Here is a 26,715-nt window from a genome sequence, read left to right on the forward strand (position 1 = left end):
TGGGCATGTCACGAATACGAGCGTCCCGGAAACAAATTTGCAGAAAGCCGCTCTAAAGTTCGGAAGCGCTAAATTGAACGATCGGAGCGCTGCACCGGAAGAGCGCAAAAGCCGGTTACGACTTCAAAGTCCATGTCGCACGGCCGCCACCGCAAGCAGAGTACTCGGCCACAAGCAATGCAAATTACTTCGAGACCTGACGGCGGTCATCTCAAGTTCAACGAGCGTTGCTATTAATGTCAGCGGCCGCGTTCTCCCTCAATGGGCATGCCGCCAACGGATCCAATGCTCCACTATGGCACGCTGAGCACGCAAATCGGGGAGCCGGATTGGTCATCACCCTCTGCATCAGCATGTCGCAGGAGCATTTGAGATGGACCAGACTTTATCCAAGCCCGATCAAACGCCGCAGGCTCTCGTAAGCGCTGCATTTGATAAGGCGTGGCGCTTTGTCGAGGCCGATCCGATCTTGGCACACACTCGCAAGACAGTTTTGCACAGCCGACTGCGAGCTCATCTGCAATGCTCAATTATGAGCGGTGAACGCAGCACATTGAAGCTAGCAAACGAGGCGATAGCAAAGCTACGTGCCGAACTGGCGGGGCCACCAAAACGATAGGCGGGGATAGAGAGATGTTAGCGACCGCTTTCCGGACTAAAGGTGGGCGTCTGAGGATCTCAGTCTGGCAATGCCCAGCGCCGAATAAGCATTTATGATCGAGGCACGAGTCCACTGGACGGTCGAGATCGTTCTTTGCCAGATCAAAACGAGCGACGACCGAGCGATCGACAAGATCCGGGTGGCGCGCCAATGTCCGCGGCTCGGCGAGTATCATGACGTCGTAAGTGCGGGCACACGACCTGCGTCCCGCCCGACAAATGATACTCGGTGGGAGCTCGCACCTGCCGCTTTCGACAATGGCCTGCGGCAGGACGAAGCGGCTGCCGTCGTCATCACGCATCATCACGACGACTCTGCAAGCTGACGCAGCGTACGATTGCAGCCATTTCTTCCGAAAACATGTTGTGCTGAAGTTACAGCAATTCGTGACGATCTTGCTAAGACGCGCAGCGCCGGGCACATCGAAAGGAACGACACCAGAATGAAGAATTTGCTGCTTTTGACTGCAAGCATCCTCGCGCTTGGCGCGTTGACGCCTGCATTTGGCGCGGACCTCGCTGCGCAGCCGATCGCCAAGGCTCCCCCGCCCCCCGTAACCGCCACGCTCAATGACTGGACGGGCTACTATATCGGTATCAATGGCGGCTGGGGCTCGAGCCGCAACTGCTGGGACGCCGGGGGCATCCTACCCGAGGGCTGCCATGACGCGGTTGGCGGAACCCTCGGTGGCCAGATCGGCTATCGTTGGCAGATATTCAACACGGTCTACGGTCTCGAAGCCCAAGGTAACTGGGCCGACTTCAGCGGCTCCAATGTGAGCGCTGCCTTCCCCGCAGATACGATTCGCACCAAGGTCGATGCGTTCGGTCTGCTTACCGGTCAGATCGGTTACGCGTTCAATAACGTTCTGCTCTACGCAAAGGGCGGAGCTGCGGTGACCAGCAATACCTATCAGATCAACGCGGCGTCTACCGGTACCGAGCTTGCCAAGAGCGACAATATTCGTTGGGGTGGTACGATCGGCGCCGGTTTTGAAGTCAGCCTGACGCCCAGCTGGTCGGTTGGCGTCGAGTATGACCACCTGTTCATGCCAGACAGCAATCTCACCTTCACCACGGCCGCTGGCGGGGTCGCCACCGATCGTATCAGCCAGGATATCGATCTCGTGACCGCGCGGCTCAATTACAAGTTCGGCCCGGCATTGCCCAAGTACTGATCTCTGCGCGCTTGGGGCGACGGATCGAGGAGCCCCGACCTTTGGTCGGGGCTCCTGCTTTTGGTGCGTCTGTCGCGAGCAACAATCATTCATGCGGCTGCCGCATTCCAAGCTCCCCGATTCGAGATCGCGGGCTCGTTTTTCCGGCGAGCCGGTTTGGCTCGTCAGGACCGATCGTCCTCAATGGGCTACTCTGGTTAGCGATGCCCAGAGGCGTTTTGCGATCGTTGCAACACGTCCCGCGCCAACTTCCTGGACGTGTCAGGATCCGATGTCACATCTGCATTCGCTCAACACGACTTCCACGCAGTTGGTTTCAGAGAAGATTGAGACGCATCGCAATAATGATGGCTTGGATCCGACTTGTCGCACCCAGTTTACGCATCGCGTTCTTGAGATGAAAGTTAACTGTGTTTTCGCTGATCTTCAATATTACCCCCATTTCCCACGACGATTTGCCCTCTGCCGCCCACCGCATACACTCTAATTCGCGCTCGGAGAGCGTCACTTTCCTATTGCAGCTGTCGTCGGAGGGACGCACGATCTCCACGCACGCGGTGTGAAAGTGCCAAGCGAGCGCGTTGAGATGGCTGATGCGATGTCGAGGATCAACATCGTCGGACGGCGATGCAAACGATACCACCGAGAGTCGTCCAAGCGGCCCGAACAATGGCACACTCATTCCGTGCTTCAGTCCCGCTTCTCTGGCTTCATTCAGTACCCGCCTTTCATCGGCCTGGAGTTGATAGTACTCGGGGAGCTGATCCCACAGAAACGGCCGAGCAAGCATTGGTGTTCGGCGGACGATTGGATCGATCGTATGGTACTTGCGTTTAAAATATCGATCGCACCAATCTGCAGGCCATTTCACGGCCACTGTGGGCGGTGGATATTCCGGAAAACGAAGCGGCTCCACGAAATTGAGCGCTCCGTAGGCAACTTCGCTGAATCCCTCCTTGCTCGCGCAGCTCACCAGGAGCTCGAATAACGCTCTGAGGGATTGCGTTTGATTTGCGCATTCGGTGAAGCTGAAAAGATCCATTATGGGCGCCTCTGGAGGGCGCGCCAAACGGTCAGCCCCGCGCCGTTCTATTGAGCTTGCTCTGGGCGAAGGCAAGTTCTGTACGATCAACTGCACTGTCCGACTCCACTCTTTGCGCGCTTGGACGCTCCGCCAGTGGCAGCCGCTGTTGTCGGATCCGTTACTCTTTGCGGCAGGTGCAAAATCGCGGGCGGGTCGATCAAGCAGCAGCGCTGCGGCGACGCTCGCTTTTCCAGGCTTAAACAGCACGCCGGGCGTGCCGAAAACCCTCGGAAGTCGCTAGAGGCGACAATTGCTCTTGCGAGGTCGCCGCGCGGCATCAACGACGCTTCGCTGCATCTCGAGGGAGCGTTCGGCCAGAGCCGGGATGACGAGGTTCTCCACTTTGGTGAACTACAGCGTGCTGACCCGCTTCGCGACACCGGACACCACCAAGGCTGTTGCGCGGTTGATGCTCGGCTTGCCGGCGAAGACGAAATCAAGTGGGTCATATCCCGTCCCGATCCTGCAGATCGGCGTTACCGGCCCGCATCTGGTCGTCAGTATGTGGCTGCGGGCGAGCACACGATCGGTGAGGTGCCGGGCCTAATCGTTGCGAATGGAGCGCTCCTTGCGCGACTATGAGGCGTCTGCAGCTCTCAGTTCGGCGCGAACAAATCGTATGGCTCAATGGCGATCGGCTTCCCCAGTGCATGCCGGCCGGGCTACCCAGGCACCCGTGGAGCCGAGAGACCTGCTTGACGCAGAGAACACTTTGCATGCGCATCTCCAGGCGGGAGAAGAACTGGGGTGGCAGCAGCAAGTGTCGTACCAATCGCAGGAGCTGAGAAAATCGACCATCAAGACAAGTGCTTGACCAGGATTGCAGCGCACTGCAGATTGAAGCAATCGCGACATCAGGAGGAAATGCGACAATGCCGTTCGTGCGGCCTGACATTGGTTGACGTCGATCAAGCAAGGCGCTGTAAGACGACACCTCCAGGCCGGATTTCAGCCCAAGCGCGCGTCGAGAGACTACTCGATGCCAAGGTCACTGCGATGCTGTGACAACTCATTCGCAGCAGCTCTACTATTCTTATTGCCAGCCGGTTTAGGTGGCTGCCGCCCGCTTTTACCCAGAGCTGTCGCATATGCGGCTCGTGCCGCGGTTTCGATGCGCCCTTTTTACGTTGGATAACTCCACAAACTCGTCATGCCGGCCTTGGGCCGCCCTTGGCATCCATGTCTTGGCTTCCCGGCGAAAAAGACGTCATTGCCGGGACAAGGTGCCCGACGAATCTCGGAGCGTCCATCACATAAGCTCGCCAGTGCCATATGCGATAGCCGTGTCTTTTCACCGTGATAGGCACTCTCAACCTTCCCTCGTGACCTGCCACTGAGTTGCGGTTAACCTCTCGGAATTGTTGCAGCGAGACCGAAGTTTGGACCACCGAGAACTAGAGATTTGCGCCTCTGTCACGTTGGTGGGTTGGCTGCGCCCTGGGGGCGACGTCGGCCTCTTGCCGCACTCCGGTCAGGCCGCCTCGATGTCAGTCTGCGCAAAATCGCCACCTTTGAACATTAAGGGCTGGCCCAGGTGTCTGGCGCAGGCATAGGCGAAACAGTCCCCGAAATTGAGCCGCGCGGGATGGCGGCCCTTGCCGTAGCGATCGAAGGCGTCGAGCGCGATCCTGGCCGCCTGCGGCGGCACCGCCACCATCTCGATCTTGACCAGCACGAGATAGGATTCTAATGCCTGCGCCGCCTCGTGGATCGGCAGGTTGAGCACCCGCGCGACCGCGATTGCCGCCTCCCACGCCGCCAGCGGCGAAGTCAGGCGGGTTCGCGTCATCTGCAGGCGGGCCAGAAGCTCGCGCGCTTCGCTCTCATCAGTGAGCAGCGCCCGTCAGCGCCGAGGCATCGATGAACATCAGCCATCCTCGTACAGGCTGTCGCGGAACGCCCGGTCGGCCGGTTGGCCCTTCGCCGGATTGCCTTTCGCGCGCAGCTCGCTGCAGAACCGAACGCCGATCTCGACTAGGGAGGGAGTGCCTTGTTCGCGCTCGAGCTCATGGGCCAACGCGGTGTGCACGGCCTCGGTGAGGCCAATTCGTTTGAGCGCGGCCACCTTGCGGGCCAGCGCATCGGGCTCCGGATTCTTAATATAGAAGGCCATGACGCAGCTCTCTACACTACGCGTATATCCGCATATATAGATTTAGATATACTAGGCAAGGACAGATTGGCAATTGCGGGCAAAATGAAAACCCGACCCTCCCCTATTCCGGTGAGAATAGCAGCTTCCTGCTCAACATTGTGGTGATTGAGCCCTGGTTCCATCCCGGTCGAACTTGATCGCGGCGATCTTCCGTCGGCCTTCGCTCAGTTCCATATGCAACCTTTAGTTTAATCATACGTGAGTACGATCTTAGGAAGAGCGCACGGCGCTTGGCGATCAAGCCGGCGGCTTGGGGCGATGTCGCGCTTCACCGCCCCGCCCCAAAACTGGCTCGGCCAGTATTCATGGCTGCCGTGACAAATCTTCGTTTCCAAAACAGCGAAAATCGGGACGCGTTCAAGGGCGACCGATCGGCCGGCGCTCGCCACCGGCGCTGGATCATCGAGAGATTGTATCTATATCATTTCACACGCCTCGCCTCCCTTGGGGAGCCTGTTCGTCCTGGTGCGTCCCACCCATCGAACGTCCGTTTGGCGATGTTCGGCGTCGCGATGCCGAGATGAAAAGCATGAGCGATTTTGTGCGAATGACACAAGCTCCGGCCCTAACGGGCAGTAAGCGATTGCATGAGAGCAGACGACAGCAGGTGCTGACGCACAAGAGCGCATCGCGTACGCGTGCTGACAGGATCGAACGTTCCAAACTCTTATGAAAGCTAGATGAGCTGCTTGGCTCTGGTCATCGAAGGCCCTGAACCAAGGCGCCCCCGACGCACTTTGCCGGGTAATAAGTGCGCCGGGTCCACCCCACATCATCAGTACATCCGGATGATATTGCCGGGAATGAAACAAGTAGCGTGGCGGAATTGAGGCGCGCTGCGCTTGAGCCCGGGTGTTCAAAAATACATTCGTGCGCAACCGTGCGGGAGCTTGAATCGTACGTAGCGTCAAGTTGTATGATTTCCAATTCGGCGCACCCTTCCGTAAACAGTTTCCCGTTCGTGATCGCGCGGGCCTTGCGACAACGATCAAGGAGGGCATGATGCTCTCATCGTCAGCGTCTCACATGCCGCTGTCGTCATGCACCGCAGAACGGACCTCACGCGTCCGCTCTCCTCAAGCTTTCAAGTATTTTTTCCGCGAAACCCTCCAGCGGCGAAGCTGGGTGTCCTCCGAGCACGATCGCGTTCAGGCACTCATTACCCCGGGAACTCGACGTGGAGTTCAAGGCCTCTGTCCGAGAGGTGTCTTAATCGAGCGATCCGGCTTATTCGATCGGCGTCATTCACGGCGTGAACCATTTGGCAGGAGCGCCGTATCACACCAGGGTCGAGTTGGTGGTTAGCAGATAGGCACGGCATGTAGGCTGATCATCGATAAATTTAGTCTCACGCCACCTCACCGGCGATCCGCCGCTAAGCCGCGCGCTTCGCAAGGAGATCACGGAACGCAGGCTTTGCAACGAGGGCGGACCGATTGACATAGCGCAAAGACAGGTTCGCGCGCAGCGAACAGGTTAATGGCAACAGAACTCTGGGACAGCAAACCATTGCAGACTTCAATCCTGGATAAATACTGCGATGCTCGGCTGCCCTGGTACACGATTTATCCAACTGCGTCGGAGTTCTCAGCGGCAGTCAGCGCCGGCGCCTGTGAGAGATGGTTGAGGCGTCTTCCTGGTGACGATCCTGTATCGCTCTATCTCCACGTTCCGTTCTGCCGATCGATTTGCTGGTACTGCGGCTTTCCGACACAGCTTACGTGTCGGGATAAGCCGATCCTCGATTTTGTGGCAATGCTGCGAGACGAGATCCGTTTGGTGGCAGATCACGTGCCGCAGGCGTTACCGGTGAGTGACGTGCACTTCGGTGGCGGAACACCGACCAGCATCGGGCCAACGGCGTTCCTGGAGCTATTGGAACTTCTACGCCGCTGCTTCATGTTCAGCAAAATGGCAACGATCGCAATCGAGATCGATCCGCGCGCGTTGACGGCTGAGATGGCCGAAACCCTGGGAGCCGCCGGGGTCAATCGCGCAAGCATCGGCGTGCAAAGCTTCGATCCCATCGTTCAAAAGGCGGTCAACCGGGTCCAGAGCGAGGCTCAGACGGCGACCGCGGTCGAACGTCTGCGTCGACACGGTATACGCCGCATCAATTTCGACCTGATCTTTGGTCTGCCAAATCAGACCGTACCGTCCTGCGTCCAGTCTGCGAAAACGGCGATTGCCATGCGCCCCGATCGGCTCGCGGTTTTCGGCTACGCGCACGTTCCGTCCTATATGAAGCGACAGCGCTTGATTGACGAGGAAGCACTCCCGGATAACGCCGCTCGCGCCGAGCAAGCTGCGGCCGTGGCCGATACGCTGGTTGCCGCCGGCTACCGTCAAATCGGGCTCGACCATTTTGCCTTGCCGGACGACGAACTTACGCTGGCGCAGAAAGCCGGCCGGCTGCGACGCAACTCCCTGGGCTACTCGGCTGACACCTGCAAGACCGTGATCGGCTTCGGCCCGTCGGCCATCGGCCGTCTTGGTGATGGCTACGTCCAGAACGAAATCGCGACGGGTTCCTACAACCAGCACATCAGGGCCGGCCGTCTGGCAATATCGAGGGGCTACACTCTCACCGACGAAGACCGCCTCCGCGCCGCAATCATCGAGCGGCTGATGTGCGACTTGCAGGTCGATGTGTCGGCCATCTGCGCCGCTCACGGGTTCGACCCGGCCGCTTTTCTTGATTCGGCTGAACGCCTGGAGATGCTCGCCGAGGACGGCCTCGTGGACATCGATAAGGGTTTCATCCGCGTAAAGCAGGAGCACCGCTTTGTACTTCGCGCGGTTGCTTCCGCGTTCGACGCCTATCTCGGCCGCTCACCCTATTAACAGGGCCAGACAGGATAAGATTGCGGCTGCTGCGGCTCCGTTCCATCTTCGGTCGGGCGCTTCGGTATTCATCAACCGCTCCTCTGCAGTGGTGCGGCTGACAGCATCGGCTCAACATTGCCGGCGAAGCGTGCGATGGAGCTGCAACCTTCCTCTCACACGGCTGATTATTCGCTCTGCTGACTGAGCGAAGCGAGCCGCGAGAAACCTCACGATGACTCTTGGGATAGTCCACGCGTGCCGCTCCCCGCGAAGCATCTGATGGTAGAAAGCCGCGTGATGCTCGGCCGGCAAACAGCATCAGCTACCGGTCCGACGTGTATTTCTCGCGCCTTTCACGGGCGGGACTGCGCCGTTCGCACTCTTGAGAGCATCAAGGCTCGTCTGTCTTTGAGCTCGATGTCAACGGCGCCCCTCCGACTGAAACTGGCCCTTGTGGTTTGGCGGACCGCGGCATTCTTTTGGCGGGGTTCGCAACGGCTTGGTCTGGCGAACGAGGAACAAAAGAGGAAGAAGAAGAAGAAGCGGAGGACGTCAGTTTCTGCAACAAATCGATTCGTAAAGCCAAGGCTGCGATCTGATCCGCGATTCGCTTTAGGTCGGCCCGTTGGGCATCGATGCTGAGCTTGAGCTCGGCGATCCCATCGCCGACCTCGCGTTGTCCTGATTGAATTTCAGACAGGGCTGCCTTGTCCTGCCAGACAAGGCCAGCGGTGCGACAGCTTCACGGGAGGCCGCTACCTCGCCAACCTCTTCGATGCTTGCCCCAAAATAAACTCCCGCAGCGCCCAGCCCGAGGCAGAAAACTAAGAGCACCAGAACACACAGGGGGGCGCCTGGACGACCTCCGCAAGATCGGCGGCAACTCCGACGTCACGGCTTGATCCATCATCTACATCATCCCTCGTCCGACGCACCGATCCGGATCGGCTCCGTTGACGCGCCCAGAAGCGGGTCAGCGAACCGCGGCCGCCACAACATCTTGAGCGGCGACGTTATCCCATCGTTTTGGGTCATGTGCCCTATGAGGCGCACTTGATGAGGAGCGCGATGCGACACCGTTGCGCACGCGCGCCTCTACATCATCGCGCCACCGCGACGCAACAGTTCTCGTCACTATTGACCCCGCCGCAGCATTTTGTCGCCATTGAGAAGAACCTTGCAGATTATCTTTCGTCTTTTTGGGCGCTCGAATGCGCGCCAGCCGAAATTCCCTCGATTGCCGTTCGGCAGCTCAGCCTGGCGTCGTCACTTGGCATGGCCAGCAAAGTCTTGATCGGGCACCGCGGCTGCTCGACGAGCTGCTCGCCGGTTTACGCCAGGTCACCCGGCAGTAACGCGGCAGCCGGCATAACCCGCAAGACCAATCATGTGGATCACTCGCCAATCTCACCGCCCCCGGACACGGATCTTCGATGCTCGACTGAACTGCAGACTCGACCAGCTTGTTGCGGGTCTATCTATCCGGCCCTCGATCGGCAGAGCGCGGCGTTCGCGATGCAGAACTTTGCGGTTCAACGCCGCCTCGCCGAGACAGCGGCGCATAAGAGCGGGTGTCAGCCAGCAGCACTTTGGAGTGACTGACACTCGATTTGTAACTGACGAGCCGGCCTTGCCGAATCTCCTGATTGTGCCGCGACCCAAGCGCGGGATCGCGACGGTCTCGGGTGACGCCTTGAGAACCAGTCAACTGCCAACCTTGGCAATTGATCGAGATGACCGGGACATGGCAATCGTGGCCAGCGAATACCGGACGGATCACAGGTCAGGAAACTTGGGATTGCAGTATCAATCTGGCCGCACCAACGGACCTGTTGGGTTTGCCACTCCTCATCTGCAGCTTTCAGATCCGCTCGAACGCCATATAGGACATTCGGACGCGATCGCCTGGCGCTCATGCGTCAAAGGTCCTTGGTCTCCGGGCCCATGGTCGTTCGGCGACACGATGCCTCCGGCACGTCCTGGAGTCCCGCCCTGGCGGGCGAGGACCTCCTTCTGGGCGACTGGCATATGTTCGAAGGAGAGGTCTTTGACGAGATATGTTTAGGGCCAGCACTGCGGAACGCGCCGCATGCGCGCCAACGAGTCGTCATCGTGTACTCGCCTTGCCTGCCATGACGTAACGGCCTGCGATCTAGCTCGGGGGATGGCTGAGCTGCGGCTCGCTGGTCGGCCAAGTGCTGTCAAATCCCGACTGCCCTCAGTCACCGGGCAGCTCAACAACCAGTCGAGCCGCAGCGCAATTCATTCAAGACCAGCAGTACAGACGCGGAGTTCACGATGCATGATCGCCTGTTCGTGGCTATATCGATTTTGATGTATCCGGCTGCGGCAGCCGTACTCGAGCGTCGATCGACTCCGATACAGCGAGCGCATGTTGTCGCATTGTCTGTGGCAGCAAGTCTGCTTCCTAGTCCCGCGCTGGCACAAAGCGTCAACGTGCTCAACCCAGGAACAGACATTCTGCATGAAGCTAGCAAAAGACAAGCTCAAACGGCGTCGAATCCGGCGACGACGCCCCGACGCCGCCAGCTGAACCAGGCACCGCGTCCAATCGGCAGCTTAGCGCTGGCACCGACCACCAGTATGCTTGCCGCAAAGCGCGACGGCGCGCATGACGTTGCTTTGAAGAGAACTCAAAAGCAGATCGATCCGTTCGCAAAATTCGAGAACCTTCGTGAAAAAGGCATGTGGCTCAATATACCCGGTCCCGCTGATACGATAGATCAGGATACTGGCGGCGTTAGATCCGCGCTAGCCGACCTCGGGATCGGTTACGCCGGCTGGACGCTCAACGCCATTGTCGACAATCAACTTCCAAATGCGGCTCGAAGCACCATCGCCAATCAGCTCTACATGGGCCAGAATCCGACGTTCTACAGCGCAAATATCGTGACCGTAACCTACGATCTCAGCCGCTTTGGAATTTCAGATGGCCAGATTGTCGTGGGCGCCGAGCAGCAATACTGGACATGGGAGCGGCCAGGCCCGGATCGACTGGGACTCAATACGCTGGCCTACTATCAGACCTTTTTCGACAGGAAACTCGAACTCAAGCTCGGTTATCTCAGGAATCAAAATGAGTTCGCAGGTGCAGTGACCGGAGCGATTACGGGCGCGACCCTTTTTCTCCTGTACCAGGCCGGCATGAGCAACAATGCCGCGCCAAGGCCTGCCGTCAACCTGAAGTACAATTTTGACGATCGCTTGTATGACAAAGTCTCGATCCAACGCTCGCTCAATCCGGACGGTCAATATGCGGAAATAACCGAGAACCCGACGGGCTTAAACTGGAGCACGGCCAACGCCGGCGTTCTTCTCATCGATGAAATTGGCTACAAGACCAAAGCTGCTCCTGGCATACCCGATACTTGGCTGCGGGCAGGCTTTGGCTTCAACAATAGTCATTACAGGAACGTCGTGGACCCGGCTCGACCAAGGGCAAACGACAATCATTTCTATTATGTCGCTGCCGACAGACAGCTCTGGCAAAGTGATGCCCGGAGTGCACCATCTCATGGCATCTATGGTGGTTTCTCGGTCATGGGCGCTCCGCCCGACGTGAATAGGCTCAGCCAGTATTACGAGCTTCGCCTTTATGCGAGGGGACTGTTTGATAGCAGGCCGACTGATCAGATTGCTCTTGTTGCCACCAACATGGTCTGGAGCAAGTTTGCAGTGGATGCCGCCTTGACCAAACAGCAACTTGCGCATCGCGACACTACGGCGATCTCGGCAACATATACCGCGCATCTGGCACCAGGTATCTATGCAAGCGTCGGTCTGACATACATTCATACCCCGACAAGCATCACGCACGCGGTAGAAACAGGACATGCCCTGAATCTCCTGGTATCGACATCTATATTCTTCTAACGGCCCGTCTGAAATGCGAAATACCTTCCCTACAGGGACCCATGACCTGCGTCATCTCGAATATCTCGCCTGCAAGGCAGGCCAATCAGGGCTCGACGCGCATCTGCCGGCTTTCGACCAATTTGTGGTAGGGCCGGCCCCCTCGAACGCGAATGCGCTGCGGATGGGTGTTGCAGCAGCGTAAGCGCGAAGCTGAGGCCGTTCATGCTTTGAAGTGCCAGGGCATGAGAGCATCGATCTGAGAGATCGGCCAGCCCTGCGCGATCCGTTCGAGAGTTTGCGTGAGCCAGGCGTACGGATCGACATCGTTCATCTTCGCGGTCTGCAGAAGCGTGGCGATGGTCGCCCAGGTCCGGCCGCCGCCATGGCTACCCGCAAAGAGCGCATTTTTTCTTGTAATGGTTTGCGGCCGGATTGCCCGCTCGACGGTGTTGGAGTCGATCTCGATACGGCCGTCGCTTAGAAAGCGCTCGAGGGCGGCGCGTCTGGATGTGGCGTAGCGGATCGCCTCGGCGAGTTTGGATTTGCCCGACAGGCGCGGCAGCCCCTTGTCCCACAGATCGAAGAGCGCCGCGACGATCGCGGCGGACTTTTTCCTGGCGCGCTTTCACTCGCGTGTCAGGATCGAGGCCGCGGATTTCCGCTTCGATCGCCCACAGCTCCGCCATAGTCGTGACAGTCTGCGTCGCCAGGGGCGAGCTCTCATTGACGTGCAGCTCGTAGAATCGTCTCCTGACATGCGCGAAGCAAGCCGCAAGTCGCACGCCCTCATTGGCACCCGCTGACCTGACGAGCCGATTGTAGGCGGCATAGCCATCGACCTGCAGGATGCCGGCAAAGCCCGCCGGATGCCGCTCGACGCATTCGCCGCCGCGACTGTCCTCAAAGCGATAAGCCACCATCGGTGGACCGATGCCGCCAAATGGCCGATCGTCGCGCGCATAGGCCCACAACCAGGCCTTTTGCGTCTTGCCGGATCTGGGAGCGAGCGTTGGCAGGGTCGTCTCGTCGGCGAAGATCCGTTCGCCCTGCTTGATCTTCTCAAGCACATAGTCGGCCAGCGGCTGCAATTCAAAACCGACCTTGCCCATCCATTGCGCCATCAACGACCGGTCGAGATCGACGCCGTCACGCGCGTAGATCGCTTCCTGCCGGTAGAGCGGTAGCCCGTCGGCATATTTGGCCACCGCGATCTGGGCGAGAAGGGCTTCGGTCGGAAGGCCGCTCTCGATCAGATGCGCGGGGGCCGGAGCCTGAGCCACGCCATCGCGGTTGCGATACGCGTATTTCGGGCGGCGCGTGACGATCACGCGGAACTTCGCCGGCGTCACGTCCAGCCGCCTCGACACATCCTCGCCGATCAGGACTTTCTCCAACCCTTCACACCCAGGGGGCACCTCGGGCTCGACAACGATCTCCACCCGCTCCAGATGCGCGCCGAACTCCTTGCGCGGCCGCGGCGCGCGTTTCGATTTGTCCCGGCCGCCCGCCTTGGCCAGTTCGGCTTCAATGGCCGCCACGCCGGTGGCGATCTCGTCAAATACGAAGGCGATCTGCTCATCGCTCGGCGTGTCGCTACGCAAGCGTTCCGAGCGCGTGCCGTAAAGCGTGCGCTCCAACATCTTCACGATCGCCGTCAGCTCCACGATCCGCCCGTCGGCCGCCTGATTGACCGCGGCAAGATCGGCGTTGGCTGCCGTCAGTGTTGCAATCTCAGAGGCGATGCGGCTGTTTTCGGCCTCGATCACCGCCCGCTCTTCCGCCAAAGCGAGGATCAGCGCATGGGCTTCGGCAAGGGTCGTCGGAAGCTCTGCAACGGGCGTCGTCATCGCCGCCATCACAGCAGAGTCGCCGCCAATCTCCCAAACCTTTCAGCCGCCCTGATTCAATTCGCCGCAGCTTGTCAGCCCACCGATTCCGGGCGCTTCACAACCACCGGACGGACCTTCGTCCAGTCCAGCCCGTCGATCAGCGCGAGCAATTGCGCATGGTTCAGCTGCACCCGGGTCGGCGCAATCCTCGGCCAGCAGAACTTTGTTTCCTCAAGCGTCTTGGCAAAAAGGCAAACCCCAGTTCCATCAAACCACACGATCTTGATTTTGTCCGCTCGTTTCGAGCGGAAGACGTGGAGCGCCCCTGAGAACGGATCGATGCCACCATCCCGCACCAGCGCCATCAGCCCCATCGCTCCCTTGCGGAAGTCGACTGGCGTGCTGGCTACGTGAACCTGAACACCCGCCGGGATCATGCCTGCCGAACCGTCCGGATCACGGCGGCAAGCCGCTCTACCTCCACCTCTCCGCCAATGCGCACCACAACATCGCCGACGACAATTTCCACCATTTCGCCCGCCACGGCTTCAAACCGCGCGAACTTGACCGCTTGCGCTCGCGCCCCAGACGCCGGCGCAACCAGCCCCGAGGCCAGCGCCTTGCGTCGCCACGCAAACAACTGCGATGGATCGAGCCCGTGGGAGCGCGCGATCGCCGAAACGTTCGCTCCCGGTGCAAACGTTTCGCCGACGATCCGTTCCTTCTCCTCCCGCGACCAAGTGCGGTAGCTCCGCCCAGGACTGACCGAAAGCCGCTCAGCTGTAGCCGTGATAACTTCGAAATTCTTGCTATCAGACATATGTTCGCTCTCATGAACTCCTGGGACAAATCACCAGGAGATTCTCCGACAATCGAACATCATCCGCTACGTGGGGTGACCTACGCGCTTACGCAGCAGCGGCCGCCGACAATGACTTGACAGGATGCTGGTATCACGACCGTTGGGCGGTCGACTGCGTACCGTCTGATGTCCCGTTGCGGCAAACGCCATCCTTGATGGACTGATTCACAATTGGTCGGTGATTGCTGTTGCTCCGTTTGCTGCAACGCCATCGCGGCGCTACCGGCCAAAGTGAAGGGCATCTTGGCCGGAGCTCAACATATCTTGTGCTGCCGAGCTGCTACTGCCGTCCGGCTCCTTCGTCCTCAGCCCATTTCAGTAGCGACAGTTCGGCCGAGAACCCTGGTCCGAACGCAGCCAGGATTCCGTATGATCCTGGCGCCTGCTCCGCATGCGCGAGCACGTGATCTAAAACGAACAATACGGTTGCGCTCGACATATTTCCATGACGTCGAAGGGTCTCATAACTGGACATGAATTCATTAGACGGTCTACCCAGGCTCTGCTCAAAAACCTCCAAGACTCTCCTGCCGCCTGGATGAAAGATCAAGCTCTTCACCTGATCAAGATGGATGCCATCCTCCCCTAGCAACGACCGCAACGCCTTGGGCATCAATTCGCTGATCATTGATGGGATACGCTCTGAGACGACGACTTCAAATCCGGTGTCGCCAAAATGCCAGCCCATCAAAGACGTCGTTTCGGGGTAAAGCAAACTCGTACTTCTCACGATATCCAATTTGCCGACACCGATTTCAGCTGGGCCAATCAGGACCGCGCCAGCGCCATCACCAAAGAGGCTCGCAGCGACAACGTTCTTCGGTGTGAGATCATTCGGCTGGAATGTCAGCGATGTCAGTTCGACAGCCACAAGAAGAACACGTTCGTTCGCCGCGCGGCAGATCGCTCCTGCCAAACTCACCCCGGATGCGCCCCCCGCGCATCCGAGGCCAAAGACGGGCGTCCGTTTTACATCCGTTCGTAATCCTGCCTTCAAGATCAGATCCACATCGAGACTGGGGGTCGCTATCCCGCTCGTTGAAATGAATATGACCCTATCGACTTGCTCGGGCTTTATGCCGGCGCTGTCGAGACAGCGCACTGTCGCTTCGTACGCGAGCTGCTTTGCCCACTCCAAATATATTTGATTTGTTTCACTTATCCGATGCTCGCGGAGAAGCCATTCGGGGGCAACACAAAGGAAACGCTGATCGACTAACGCGTGGTCGAATACGCTGAGATACCTCTTAAGCGCCTGTACCCTGGACCCGAAGTGGCCCCCCGCCAGTTGCTTGGCGTCGCTCTGCGAAAGTCGGAATGGCGGTAGCGCCGTCCCAACAGCCAAAATTCTGGACATCGGTTCCTCTGTTTGCTGTGCGGAAGGCTTGATCCAATGCCAGGATCAGTATGTCACGACGTCCGCGCCATTTCGGTGGACGTTGGCACGGAGCAAACCAATGTCGATGTCCCTGCAGAGGCCATTCCCGCGAGAGCTCACGGACGACCAAGGCCCATCTCGTCGCCGAATGGGCCTCCTGTCGCATGATGGCATGCCATGGCAAGCGGTGCAGCGAAGCCCTCACCTCCAGATCGGCGGCGGAGGCGGGAGTGGCCAGCGCGATGAAAGCCACGGCGCCCAGCAAGACCTTTTTCATTCTTGAGCCCAATTCCGGTGCGACTTCCTTCACGATTTATGGAGCAGGATTGCCATGCGTCGGTCTGCTCCATCAATTGCCAAGGTTGGTAGTTGGCCGGCAAGGTTGTTAGCTCGCCTCGTGACGGCTCCGGCCTATACTACGCGCGGAAAGGTTGCTCTGGTGGTCGAAGCCGATGTTCACATAGCGCAATTGCGGCTGGCTTCTTGACCTTGGAAAACAGATCATGGCGACGTACTGGGAACGAGACATGATCCAACATCTCGATGATCGGGCGTCGATGTGAGGACTGTGGCGTCCATTGTCGCCCGAGGCCCGAGATCGGCAAAGTCCGGGCGCTTGATGATGGGCCCTGGCTAGGTAGACAACCCAGCCGCGGGGCAGTTGAAGGTTCGGCACCGGCTCACAATCAGCATCGTCGGGGCCTCAACCGGTGTCGGTGCTCCCGGATCAGTCAATGCCACCATTGATGTCCGACTGCCCGACAAAGGGTACCAGCGCGGGTTGCTCGGCATGGCGGCCACTTATCCGCATCGATGTCTTCAGATCAATCAGCGTCCCAATTCTCGTAACGGCGCCGGCGGATGGCGCCGACCGTCCAGTTTACGATCTGCGGCGAAAGTCTGACCGTGCGATCCTCTGCTAAAGGGCCTGCGCAGCGCTCCGGCGGAAAAGCGCGAGCTTAATGGTCGCAAGAGATCTGCAGCGCCGAGCCCAGCTCGGCCCCGGCAGGAATCGAGCCAGAGCGGATCGATCGATCACCCCTGCAGATCCAGGCTGCCGTGAACTCCTTCGCACAGTCTGGAGCCGGATCTCCAATATCCTCCATTCTTGTCCGGAATGTGCACTCGTTCTTGCCATTACAGGCCGCGGCAAGCGCGCGCGTGGCGTTGCCGCGCGCTGACATCCAGCGGCAATTACCGCCATAAGTGCCAGCGACAACTGAAATACCCGGCTGTGTGACGGCGTATGCGGTTGCACCTTGGACTGCATACACAACGGCAGCGGCGGCAAGGGTGACAAAGCCTGCACCGCACAATCGAATCACGGACCTGCGCTGCTGAGCGGTGGCGTCTTGAAAGCATCCTCGAATCAGCCTTCGTGCAGGCACCTCAAAACTGAAATGCAGCAGGACGGCGACGCAAACAGCCAGCGTGAAAGCCAATGCGAGCGCCCCGAGATGGGCGAACAGTTCGCTGCTCGTCTGCCAATGCACGACGGGAAAGCGCTTGTAGATGATGAAGTGAACAAGATACAGGCCAAAGCTCGCTTCTCCGAGGAAGACAAGCCATCTTGCCGACAACAACCGTCCTGCACTGCTGACGGGATGAGCGGCTGCAACAAGGATCAACGCAACCGGCGCCGTCAGGGCGACGTTGCAGCGCGCGATATCGAACAGGGTGAGTTGCAAGCCAAATGGCGATTTATGAGCAGTAAACCAGAACACCGAGGTTACCGCGACGACACCAATCGCTGCGACGATGTCAAGGAGAACTCGAGATGGTCTCAAATTCTGAGCCAGGCACAGCTCGTGAAGTTTAGCCAAAGAGCAGCCGAGAAAAAACTCCCATACCCTGCAGAAGGGCGAGAAGTAAACGAGCCAAAGGATGGGGCTGTTGTTCCAATTCGGCAGAGCCGTCTCCGTCCCATAGGTATGAAGCGCAAACAGATTGATATGGTTCTGAAAAGTCAATATCGCAACGTCGATTCCCAGTTCGATTGTGACCGCCCCGATTGCGCACAGGATTGCGTCAGGCACGGTTCTGATGCGCGAAAGTAACGGGCAAACGATCGGAAAGGCGAGATAGAAGAACCATTCGGTGCTGACCGACCAACTGACTGTTCCGATCGACTCATACTGCCAGATCGGCGCGACACCAGCGACGTTTGCGAAGAACCAGCTTTGGAGCATTGCGAGTTGAAACGGCACAATGTGCCACGAAAATCCCTCTGCCGGTCCCGGCGTTCCGAGAAGCCAGCGCCAGGCCATCGGTCCGGTCAGCAGTTCAACAAGGAAAAGAACGACAAAGAGTGGATAGATTCGCGCTATGCGCGCCACCAGGAAGTCCGGTATCGCTTTCCGCGGACTGTCGGCAATCGTGGTGCCGTAGTTGTATTGGATAACAAAACCACTCAATACGAAGAAGACCGACATTCCAAGCAGGCCAAGCGTCCCGATACTGATATCGAGTGTCAGGTTGGCGCCCTCCAGGAACAGGCTGCCGCCGTGAGACAATGCCACGCTTGCTGCGGCGATAAATCGGATGCCGGTCAATGCGGGTATCTGTTTCGCCATCGATGTCCTTCGCCGGTCGCGGCAGCGTGTACCAACCCTGGTGGCCGAGTAAACGAAACGCAGTCTGCCAGGGGTCCAGACTCATCAAATCTACCGCACGACAGCGACGGAGACGCAAACAGAGCGAGAGAAGAAAACGGAGGCGAGCCCGCTCACGCGAGCTTGTCCGATCGAGTGGCCGATCCGCCCAAGTCGCTCGACCGGTTGAACGCGCCCTGCGCAGCCTATAGAGGAGTTCGTTGAATCTGCACCTCTGCTTTCTGGTAGGATGGTTCGGAAAAGGCTGGTCTGTTTCTCGTACTCGACAATTTCTTGCGCAAGCCACCCTCTTTTCGTGACCGTGAAAGGCGACACGTTCGGTGAACCGCGTGGGCCTCGATTTGATCGTCGTCTGCAAGGACGATGACATCGTCGAAACAACCAAAGCGAGAGTCGAGCATCGGCAACATCCTGCGGCACGAGTATCAGCGAGCCGATAGCCAGATTGTCTGGAAGGCGGTGAAGGACGATCTGCCCGCTCAAGGAAGCCCTCCTGGAAATGAAAGCTGCCCTGGAGGAGGATGAGTAGCATCAAGGTTAACTCAGCACGGATGGTGGTCCATCTTGACATCTATCTCTTGCTCAAGCGCGAGACCTCAACTCGCGATCACCGCAGGATTGCGCCAAAGGCCGGCTCGACGCGTGGCGAACCTCCAAGAGCTGCTCCCGTGCGCTGTTGACGATATCCTGAAGCGATCGCGATCCCGTGCTAGGGCCTGACTAGAACGCCGCTCGCGTGAGCTGCGCCAGCGATCCTGTGAGGTTGCAGGCCAGGCGGATTCTTCAGCCAGGTTCAGGGCGAATGCGAACGCGCCGGCGGCCGCCTGTTTCCTCCAATTCGCCTCTATAGGGCACGCCGCGAATGTTGAAATACGTTGGGTTCTCGGCGTCCGGCATCAGGTTCTGGCCCTCCAGTGCGCTGACAAGGAAAGACGGAAGGTAGCGTTCGCGGTGCTGCCATCCTCCGTGAATGAGATAACCAAGATCCACGACGCCTTCGCGCGATGGCCCAGCGTCGCTTACCTGCGGCGGCTGATGGCGCTGCCGCGATGGCCCGGCTGACTGATTGATCTGCCGGGTGCCAGGATAGTGGATGAGACGAACGTCCCTGCGTCCTCCCGGTCCGAACGTAGCCGAGTAGCGCTCACCGTTGATCGCAAACTGGCTTGGCCCGTATTGGTTCGGCAGCAGATTGATATTGCCCAGTACGTCGATCAGGACGTCTGAGGCCGGTTGTGAGCCGTGCTGCCAGTCCTCGCCAACGATAGTTCCGATGTCCCGTAGTTCCTGCGGTGTCCCTGATGGTCCAGCAACCGACGGCGGTCCAGCGAACCGAGGCGCAGGCACGGACTGGGCATCGTCACGCAGTTCATACGGCGTGGGCGGATCCAGATTAACCAATTGATCGAGACTGCCGTAGATGTCTGACGACGGGCGCCTCACAGATGATGGTGAGGCGGCTTCGTGCATCTGTTGCCCGAGCCAATCCCAAGCTCCCGTGCTCGGCGTGGCTGGGGTCGCCGGAAGCCCGTGTGACAAACTGGGCTGCCGGTCCCGTGGCGGCGCTGGCAATGCTGACGTGGATCCATGGATCTGCTCGCTGAGCCAGTCCCAGGCTCCCGCGCTCGGGGTGGCCGGCGTTGTGGGAAGGCCCTGCGACAAGCTGCCTTGAGGGCCGCGTTGCGGTGTGGACGACGATGATGAGGGTCCATGGATCTGCTCCCCGAGCCAATTCCAGGCTCCCGCGCTTGGGGTAGCTGGCGTTGCCGGCAATTCCAGCGGCGCCGATCGCTGCGCACCTTCCCTGGCGAACGGGGGCGCACCCGCGGCAGGAGACAGCCCGAGCGCTCTATTCGCGTCGAGGACTTGTTGGTATTGGCCAAGCCTCATCAAATCAGGGCCAATTTTAGTCTCCTGTGTTTCACGCTTGTAGTCCTCGACGTCACCAGAAAGCCCGTCGGTGAAGAGCCGGCCAGCGATGGGCTCCAGGTTTCGGGCTTGCAGCCACTCGCTCAGCCTGTAAAGGCGACGAACCTGCCTGTCGACGGTCTTCGGCTCGATCCTGTGCGTCGCCTTTTCCGCCGCAGCCCACATGTCGATAAGCGTTGCGTCTGCAGGATAGGGATTCAGTCGGCGAACATCGGCCGATAGGGCCCGTCCGGCGCCAACCTCACGAAGTTTTTTCAAGGCCGCCTTGATCCGCCTGCCGCGGTCATTTGCATAGGTGTCCACATCCTGATCGAGCTCGGCTTCCAGCTGATGGTTGTCCACCTCCGGATTTTCCAATTGCGCGTTTTCCAACTCACGGCGAATCCGGTCTGCTATTGATGGCCTGCCGTTCATGCTCAGGCGCGCGCTCAAATGACGCAGATCTGCGGCCGCATTTTTGATGGTGCCGTCGCTGAGATTGCCTCCCGCTTTGTTTCTGAAATCCTGCATGAGCGCCTCGTCCGCCGCAGGGACAGGGCCACCGCGCGCCCGGCCGGGCTGCCTGGCGTAATCCACGCGAAACGTTGGAAGGGCCTCTTGCTGCATCGTGGCGCCGGACGAGCCTTCACTGCGACCTCCTCCGAACGCCTTTCCGACCCCTGACTTGATGCGCGACCACAGTCCGCGGCCTTTGCTGCTCTTAGATTGAATCGCAGGCTCTGCATCTGGCAAGGTGTAGCGCGCGCTGCTGAACACGTTATCGCGCAAATTGGAGCGCGGCAGCTGGGCCGCACTTCCAGGACGAGGGCGGGGAACGTCCACGCTGTGGCGCGCGCTACTGAATAACTCGTCCCTGAGCTGGGGATACGGCGGCATCCGCATCGAACCGCCGAGGCCAGCGTGCTGGTGCTGTGCAGTCCGCTCTGCGGGGCTTTCATCAGGCGAAGCTGAGCTGGCTGAACTCCGATCAGGTGAACTGAGTTGCAAACTCTCCATCTGCTGCTCAAAGCCGCCTTGCTGGCTCGCGTTGCCCGATTGCTGCCCCGCCCGCTGCCGTTCCTGCCTGGCAGCGTATTCCTGTATCCAGGCTTCTGAATTGAAAAATGGGTCGATTGGATCCATCCTGCTCTCCTCTTGACGGTGTAGGTGCTGCGCAATCTGGACTTACACTTCGGCCTGGAGTGCCAGCGAGCAGCGTTTTCAGTCAGAGCTAGATTGTGCTTTTTGCAGGAGCTAGCTTTCGAGAAGCTGACGAGTGTAGGGAGCCGCAAGTCGGAAACGGCGATCGCGCCCGCGTCTTCGAAGGAGCCGCCAATAACTGGCGCGAGCCCGCAATGGCTGCCTGAGCGCGTCGCACGGTCCACCGGCAGCGGTTAGATCGCCGGAGGTTTGTTAACGCCGACCCGCCAGCGAGCGCTTGTCGACATTCATGTCCCACGCGGCAGGCTCGGCCGCAGCATCGGGCGTCATGCGCTAAGCGAGCTCGTGTCGACGGAATTTTCGAGACCAAAGGTGACGCGGCGCGCCGATCATTGCAAAGACCGTTCTACAGATTCCAACTGGAGAGCGCCGCGCCTTAGATGGCGAGTACGAACAGGATAGCTTCCCTATCGGTTATCATAACCGGCATGCCTATTGTGATTCGGGCGCACCGGCGCAATCGCACGGACAACGACAGAACGATGACGACTGCCGGCTAACAACTGCCGAGCTATGAGGACGTTAGATATCCCCGACCTTCTCAAATACGACGTGTACTGGGCTCCCTTGGACGACAAGGGCCTGGACGCTACCATCAGCAAAATCGTCCGGCCAATCGAGCGCGATGCTCCATCTGCTGCCCGCAGGTACCTGAGCGTCGGTTACAAGCGTGCCACCGGTCGGCGCATAAAGATCAACAGTGCCCTGCAAGCGGCCGCCCTGCTCCGTAAAGGTGCCTGTATAGCGCAGGTTTCCGACATCGATCCCGACGATCTTGCCATTACCAACATAAACGGCACCGCCACCCCTTCCGCCCTTTCCAACAAAGTGTGCATCGCGTAAAGCGCACTCATGGCGAAAGCCCTCTTAAATCAAGCCTCTCCATAGAAGCGCCGTCGAATTGATCGCCAAACACAACAATTGCGAGATTGGCGCAACGCGGGTGCCATCCCAAACGTCTCATCGATCTCGAAGTCGGAGTTCCCTCAATCGCCGATACCCTCGAATCGACATTGCGCTCTGCCGAGAGCAACACGCAACTGGTTCGAAAGCGGCCGCGGACAAGCCAAGCCGAACGTCAGGACCGCAACAACAATCTCACGCCTGCAAAAAGCAAAATCGTTGCCAGAACATATCGAGTGGTCCAATTCGACATCCAGCGCAGCCCAATGAAGGTTCCCAGCACTGCGCCAAATACCGCACCGATCGCATAGAACGCGACCTCGGAATTCACCGATTGGCCGGACACCAGCACTCCAGCCAGTGCGAGCACCGAATTGACAAGGATGAACGGAGGAGAGAGTCCAGCTGCCTGTCTCGGCGAGACCCAACCAAGCGCCAGGATCAATGGGATCAGAAAGACACCACCACCTATCCCCGTCAAGCCGGAGAGCAGCCCCGTGGCAGCACCGACCGACGCGGCATGAGCGGGCCACACCTGGCGGTGCCTGGTGCCGTCAAGTCCAGGCTTGAGCAACATCAGGATGGAGGCAGCGATCAGCAGAACGCCGGTCATGACACAGTACAGCGACCCGTCAAGCGCCAACCATCCGCCGACAAAGGCGGTCAACATCGATGGGATTGCGAGCTGCCAAAGCAGCTGCCACTCAATCTTTTTGTGCTGATGCAACACGAAAGTCGCATAGCCGGCGGCAAGCACGTTTAAAACAAGCGCCGTCGGACGCATCTGCTCGGCCGGAAGCCCTGCGAAGGCCATGACAGCGAGAAACGCTGTCCCCCCGACCAGGCCGGTGGACGCGTACAACAGCGAGACAACGCCTATCAACAGCGCGGCGAACAGGGTCAATTCGATTGTCCGTGGGCAGCAGGACTCGAACATGGCCGAACGGGACCCGACAGGCGCTTTACCCACATTCGCTCATTTCGATCTAGCAAACAGAGCGCGTGACTAACATATTTATCCGCCACTGCGACCTCCTCTTGCGCAAGCCCTGCTCAACAAAGTGAAATCACGGCCGAACATGACCATGCTTGCGAACATCTCCCACTGCATCATTTGCTCTACCTGCAATGGTTGGGCCATGCCGCGATAGATGACGACGCGATCATGATCAAGGACACGCGTGTCCTTCTCCCGAAGAGCGGCCATGACGTCGCGCAATGTACGAATGCCGACAGATCCTGTCCGCAGTCAGACAACGAGGACATTGATCGTGCTGACAGCGTCCGAGACGTGCCTCAACCGAGCAGCAGGTCTGGAATCATCTTGGCGAGCCTCGAATATGCCACCGGATCCCATTTTGATGGCTAGTGGGGCAGCCACGCCGTCTCGCCGGCAAAGAACGTCTTGAGTGACCACTGCATGGCTTCGCTGCCATTCAGTTGATGGGAGTAAGGTTCGCGCCTTGCGGGATTGGATCCGATGCCGGTGGACTTGTATTCGGCGTAGTAGGCCGTTGTCAGTGTGTCAGTCTTTCCGGGCGTCCATTCGCGCCAGCCTTGTGGGATCACTGGCGCGTCTATCTCAGTCGACAAGAAGATCACCGCAGCATAGGGCCGCCAGGCGCGCCCGAGGGCGATCTCTCGCGCGGCAGGATCGGCCGTCAGCCTGCAGTGATCGAACACATAGGCGCTATCCTCGTCCGGCGAGGCCTTGCTTTGCGCGGTATACACGACCGTGTGGTGGGCGATGGCGTGCAACTCGCATCGATGGAAATAAGCCTTCGCGTTGCCAAAGATGAAATCGACATGGCCTTCGATGTAGCAGTCCGAAAAGTATTGACGCGACATTCGGCCGTTCGGCCCCTTATTGGCGAACAGCGTGTCCTGTGCGCCGAGCACGCGGACGTGGGTGATCACGTCCTTGTCTCCGGTCATGGATAACGCCACCGCTTGGGAGGGCGGATTGGCCTTGTCTAGGGAGTAGTCGTTTTGGACCGTCAGATTGTCGAGCCGAAAGTCGTCGCCTGACGCCTCCAGGGTCGCGGAATGGGAGGTTCCCCCCACATTGATCGCGGCGTCGTTGTAGACAACAACCGTGTCGTCCGGCTTCTTGCCGGAGCCTTTTATATGAACACCAGGCTTGACGACTTTGACTTTCTCGCGATAGGTGCCCGGCGCTATCAGGATATCGCCGCCGCGCGCCGGCAATGCCTCGATCGCCGCTTGAAGGGAGTGATACGCGTTTTCGTCGACCTGCGAGACCAGAAGTGGTTGCGCATGTGCTTGCGAGGGATCAAAGCATCCGGCCAGAACGACGGCGGAAAGTGCGAAAATCCTCACAACAATCTTACTGTTGATGATGACCCAAGATGTCATCTAACCGCCGCAATAGTCGCAGTCGGGGTTTGAGCGCGTCCGTGCGCTGATGCCGAGGGTTCACGCCCGCTTGCGCGTTTCGATCGCTTTCCGGATGCGTCCGACATCAGATTGTTCCGACGGCCTAGTGATTGGGAAGTGTCTGCGAACAGCCTTCCCATCCAATAGCTAGCGGTCCGGCAGTCGCCCCGGCAGGGGCGGCGATACGCCGGAATTTCCCACCGTCACGTCGGCATTTTCGATCTGCCAAGCCGCTGACTTGCCAAAGCGCACGTCGTCCATCGTAATCTGAAGAGCATGCGCCTGGTCAAGCCCGCGCATCAACAGCGTCCCATTATCGCCGCGGACATGACGCAGAACGATCTGGCGATAGAGCGGAATTCTATCACCATCGGCGCGAGGATCGTATTTTGTATCGAACATGATTGGCCACCGGTTGCCGCGCAGGCACACATTCTCATAGGTCACCCGTTCCACCAGGCCGCCTCGACTGACATCGCTCTTGATGCGCAGGCCTGATGTCGTGCCGTCCAGGGTCAGGTCGCGCACGAGGATGTCGCTGACACCGGAGTTCACTTCGCTGCCAATCGACATCCCGTGTCCCCATCCGAAATAATTATGGATGATCGAGATATACCGGGTCGAACCGTTGTTGCCAGCCTTTACCGCGACATTGTCGTCTCCAGTGCGGATCATGCTATGGGAGATGGTGACATCCTGGCTAGCGCCCGGATCGATGCCATCGGTGTTGCGGGCATCCGCGGGCGTATCGATGGTGACGTCCCAGAAGGTGGCTCCCTCGACGCGGTTCATCGCAACGTGGAAATTGGGCGCATTGCGCAAGGTGATGCCGTGGAAAGTAATGTCTTGTGCATGGTCAATCTGAATCAAACGCGGCGCGTTCTGGTGGCCGCCCTCTGCCTGCGCACGGCGAGCAAGCTGCCACCAGGTTTCGGCACTGCCGGCCATGGCTGTGCCGCCTTGGCCATCGATGATGCCCTCGCCATAGATGCCGCCGCCACGCGTTTTGGAAAAGCTGATGAGCGGCCGGCAACCGTCACCTTTGCCGGCGATGCGCCCACAATGGCCCCAGCCCTTGTCATACGCAGTTGGTTCGGGAATGGCAAAAAGCCTGGCCCCACGCCCGATCCAGAGCGTTACGCCCGATTTCATCTCGAGTGGACCCGAGCTGAACTCACCACGCCCCAAATAGACCGCTGCGCCGGCTGGACAATGGTCAATCGCGTCTTGCAGCCTGGCCGTATCGTTGTTGCCAGATGGCACCGGCCGGTCACAGACCGCACGAGGTGCAACGGGTTCGACGACCACGCGGCGGTCTTGCGCTCTGGCAGCGGGGCAAAGAGTCATCACGCCAACTATGGACAACAAGATCCAGTCGCGAAACAGATTTGTCATCGACCTCTTCATGCTTTGCTGCGTGCATCCTTGCGGCCTGCCCTGTCGGGGCTGCGCGCAGACCAGATCAACCGCCGCTCGGCGCACTGGCCCGTGCAAGATGACAATTGTAAGACGCAAAGCAGACGTGGACTTGACGAACTCGCAGGAGCGCTGCGCGAAGAAAGACTTTCCTGCAAGAGGTCACCCGTTCAGGATGGCTATCGCGAGGGCGCACTTTCTCGTAGACCCGTCTCACCGTGCCTTTCGTCGAGCTGGATCGACTCTATTCGCGAGAGGAAGAGCGATCCTGCAGGGCGTCGGTGCGCGGCTGCGAAAGCAATTGATGGATGCGCGGACTGCCCTCTCTGAACGTTGTTGTAATCCTGACATAGCCCCTATCGTTCGCCTATTACGGCTACCGCTATCATCACGCGGCCAGGCCGGCATTC

Annotated in this window: 15 protein-coding genes and 3 pseudogenes; 6 read left to right on the plus strand and 12 right to left on the minus strand. The window is 59.1% G+C overall.

What is annotated here, in order from left to right; genetic code table 11:
* The first annotated feature begins 373 nt into the window (after nucleotides 1-373).
* Both MTX23_RS26260 and MTX23_RS26265 read left to right on the plus strand, forming a co-directional pair.
* Entirely contained in the window at nucleotides 374-619 is a 246-nt protein-coding gene (locus MTX23_RS26260) for a hypothetical protein (RefSeq protein ID WP_280973106.1), read from the plus strand.
* 484 nt (nucleotides 620-1,103) lie between these two features.
* Nucleotides 1,104-1,838 (plus strand): outer membrane beta-barrel protein, encoded by a 735-nt coding sequence (locus MTX23_RS26265; RefSeq protein WP_280973108.1) that lies wholly within the window; start codon nucleotides 1,104-1,106, stop codon nucleotides 1,836-1,838.
* Between the two features lie 316 nt (nucleotides 1,839-2,154).
* Here MTX23_RS26265 and MTX23_RS26270 read toward each other — a convergent pair whose 3' ends face one another.
* Nucleotides 2,155-2,880, minus strand: a complete 726-nt coding sequence (locus MTX23_RS26270; protein ID WP_280973109.1) for a LuxR family transcriptional regulator — start codon at nucleotides 2,878-2,880, stop codon at nucleotides 2,155-2,157.
* A 367-nt stretch (nucleotides 2,881-3,247) separates the two neighbouring features.
* Here MTX23_RS26270 and MTX23_RS26275 point away from each other — a divergent pair, with 367 nt between their 5' ends.
* Nucleotides 3,248-3,469 carry a hypothetical protein gene (locus tag MTX23_RS26275; RefSeq protein WP_280973110.1) on the plus strand — a complete coding sequence of 74 codons (222 nt, stop codon included), beginning with the start codon at nucleotides 3,248-3,250 and terminating at the stop codon, nucleotides 3,467-3,469.
* Nucleotides 3,470-4,393: 924 nt separating this feature from the next.
* Here MTX23_RS26275 and MTX23_RS26280 read toward each other — a convergent pair.
* Nucleotides 4,394-4,790 (minus strand): annotated as a pseudogene (locus tag MTX23_RS26280) (type II toxin-antitoxin system VapC family toxin).
* Nucleotides 4,790-5,035, minus strand: a complete 246-nt coding sequence (locus MTX23_RS26285; protein WP_280973111.1) for a type II toxin-antitoxin system VapB family antitoxin — start codon at nucleotides 5,033-5,035, stop codon at nucleotides 4,790-4,792. Before MTX23_RS26285 ends, MTX23_RS26280 begins: the two are co-directional and overlap by 1 nt.
* Nucleotides 5,036-6,586: 1,551 nt before the next feature.
* On the opposite strand from MTX23_RS26285, the gene hemN reads away from it, so the two are divergent.
* On the plus strand, nucleotides 6,587-7,921 hold the full coding sequence (gene hemN, locus MTX23_RS26290) for an oxygen-independent coproporphyrinogen III oxidase (RefSeq protein ID WP_280978200.1): 1,335 nt from the start codon (nucleotides 6,587-6,589) through the stop codon (nucleotides 7,919-7,921).
* Between the two features lie 2,280 nt (nucleotides 7,922-10,201).
* Complete coding sequence (locus MTX23_RS26295) at nucleotides 10,202-11,797, plus strand: carbohydrate porin (protein WP_280973112.1); 1,596 nt, start codon at nucleotides 10,202-10,204, stop codon at nucleotides 11,795-11,797.
* Between the two features lie 202 nt (nucleotides 11,798-11,999).
* On the opposite strand, the pseudogene MTX23_RS26300 reads toward MTX23_RS26295, so the two are convergent.
* The 6 genes and pseudogenes from MTX23_RS26300 to MTX23_RS26325 all read right to left on the minus strand — a co-directional run bounded on the left by MTX23_RS26300 (nucleotide 12,000) and on the right by MTX23_RS26325 (nucleotide 21,511).
* Nucleotides 12,000-13,626 (minus strand): annotated as a pseudogene (locus MTX23_RS26300) (IS66 family transposase).
* A gap of 74 nt (nucleotides 13,627-13,700) precedes the next feature.
* On the minus strand, nucleotides 13,701-14,045 hold the full coding sequence (gene tnpB / locus MTX23_RS26305) for an IS66 family insertion sequence element accessory protein TnpB (protein ID WP_280973113.1): 345 nt from the start codon (nucleotides 14,043-14,045) through the stop codon (nucleotides 13,701-13,703).
* 182 nt (nucleotides 14,046-14,227) lie between these two features.
* Nucleotides 14,228-14,344, minus strand: a pseudogene (locus MTX23_RS26310) (transposase); the annotation flags it as partial.
* A 406-nt stretch (nucleotides 14,345-14,750) separates the two neighbouring features.
* Complete coding sequence (locus tag MTX23_RS26315) at nucleotides 14,751-15,827, minus strand: 3-oxoacyl-[acyl-carrier-protein] synthase III C-terminal domain-containing protein (RefSeq protein ID WP_280973114.1); 1,077 nt, start codon at nucleotides 15,825-15,827, stop codon at nucleotides 14,751-14,753.
* Between the two features lie 980 nt (nucleotides 15,828-16,807).
* A complete protein-coding gene (locus MTX23_RS26320) occupies nucleotides 16,808-18,421 on the minus strand; it encodes an acyltransferase (protein ID WP_280973115.1) in 1,614 nt (537 codons plus the stop codon).
* Between the two features lie 822 nt (nucleotides 18,422-19,243).
* Entirely contained in the window at nucleotides 19,244-21,511 is a 2,268-nt protein-coding gene (locus MTX23_RS26325; protein WP_280973116.1) for a hypothetical protein, read from the minus strand.
* A gap of 645 nt (nucleotides 21,512-22,156) precedes the next feature.
* Here MTX23_RS26325 and MTX23_RS26330 point away from each other — a divergent pair.
* Nucleotides 22,157-22,432 (plus strand): hypothetical protein, encoded by a 276-nt coding sequence (locus MTX23_RS26330; protein ID WP_280973117.1) that lies wholly within the window; start codon nucleotides 22,157-22,159, stop codon nucleotides 22,430-22,432.
* A gap of 235 nt (nucleotides 22,433-22,667) precedes the next feature.
* Here the strand turns inward: MTX23_RS26330 and MTX23_RS26335 are convergent, their stop codons facing one another.
* The 3 genes from MTX23_RS26335 to MTX23_RS26345 form a co-directional block, all read right to left on the minus strand.
* Entirely contained in the window at nucleotides 22,668-23,396 is a 729-nt protein-coding gene (locus MTX23_RS26335; protein WP_280973118.1) for a sulfite exporter TauE/SafE family protein, read from the minus strand.
* A 461-nt stretch (nucleotides 23,397-23,857) separates the two neighbouring features.
* Nucleotides 23,858-24,868, minus strand: coding sequence for a pectinesterase family protein (locus MTX23_RS26340; RefSeq protein WP_280973119.1), 1,011 nt, complete (start codon nucleotides 24,866-24,868; stop codon nucleotides 23,858-23,860).
* 168 nt (nucleotides 24,869-25,036) lie between these two features.
* A complete protein-coding gene (locus tag MTX23_RS26345) occupies nucleotides 25,037-26,284 on the minus strand; it encodes a glycosyl hydrolase family 28 protein (protein ID WP_280973120.1) in 1,248 nt (415 codons plus the stop codon).
* Between the last annotated feature and the right edge of the window lie 431 nt (nucleotides 26,285-26,715).

Source organism: Bradyrhizobium sp. ISRA436, assembly GCF_029910015.1.
Lineage (GTDB): Bacteria > Pseudomonadota > Alphaproteobacteria > Rhizobiales > Xanthobacteraceae > Bradyrhizobium.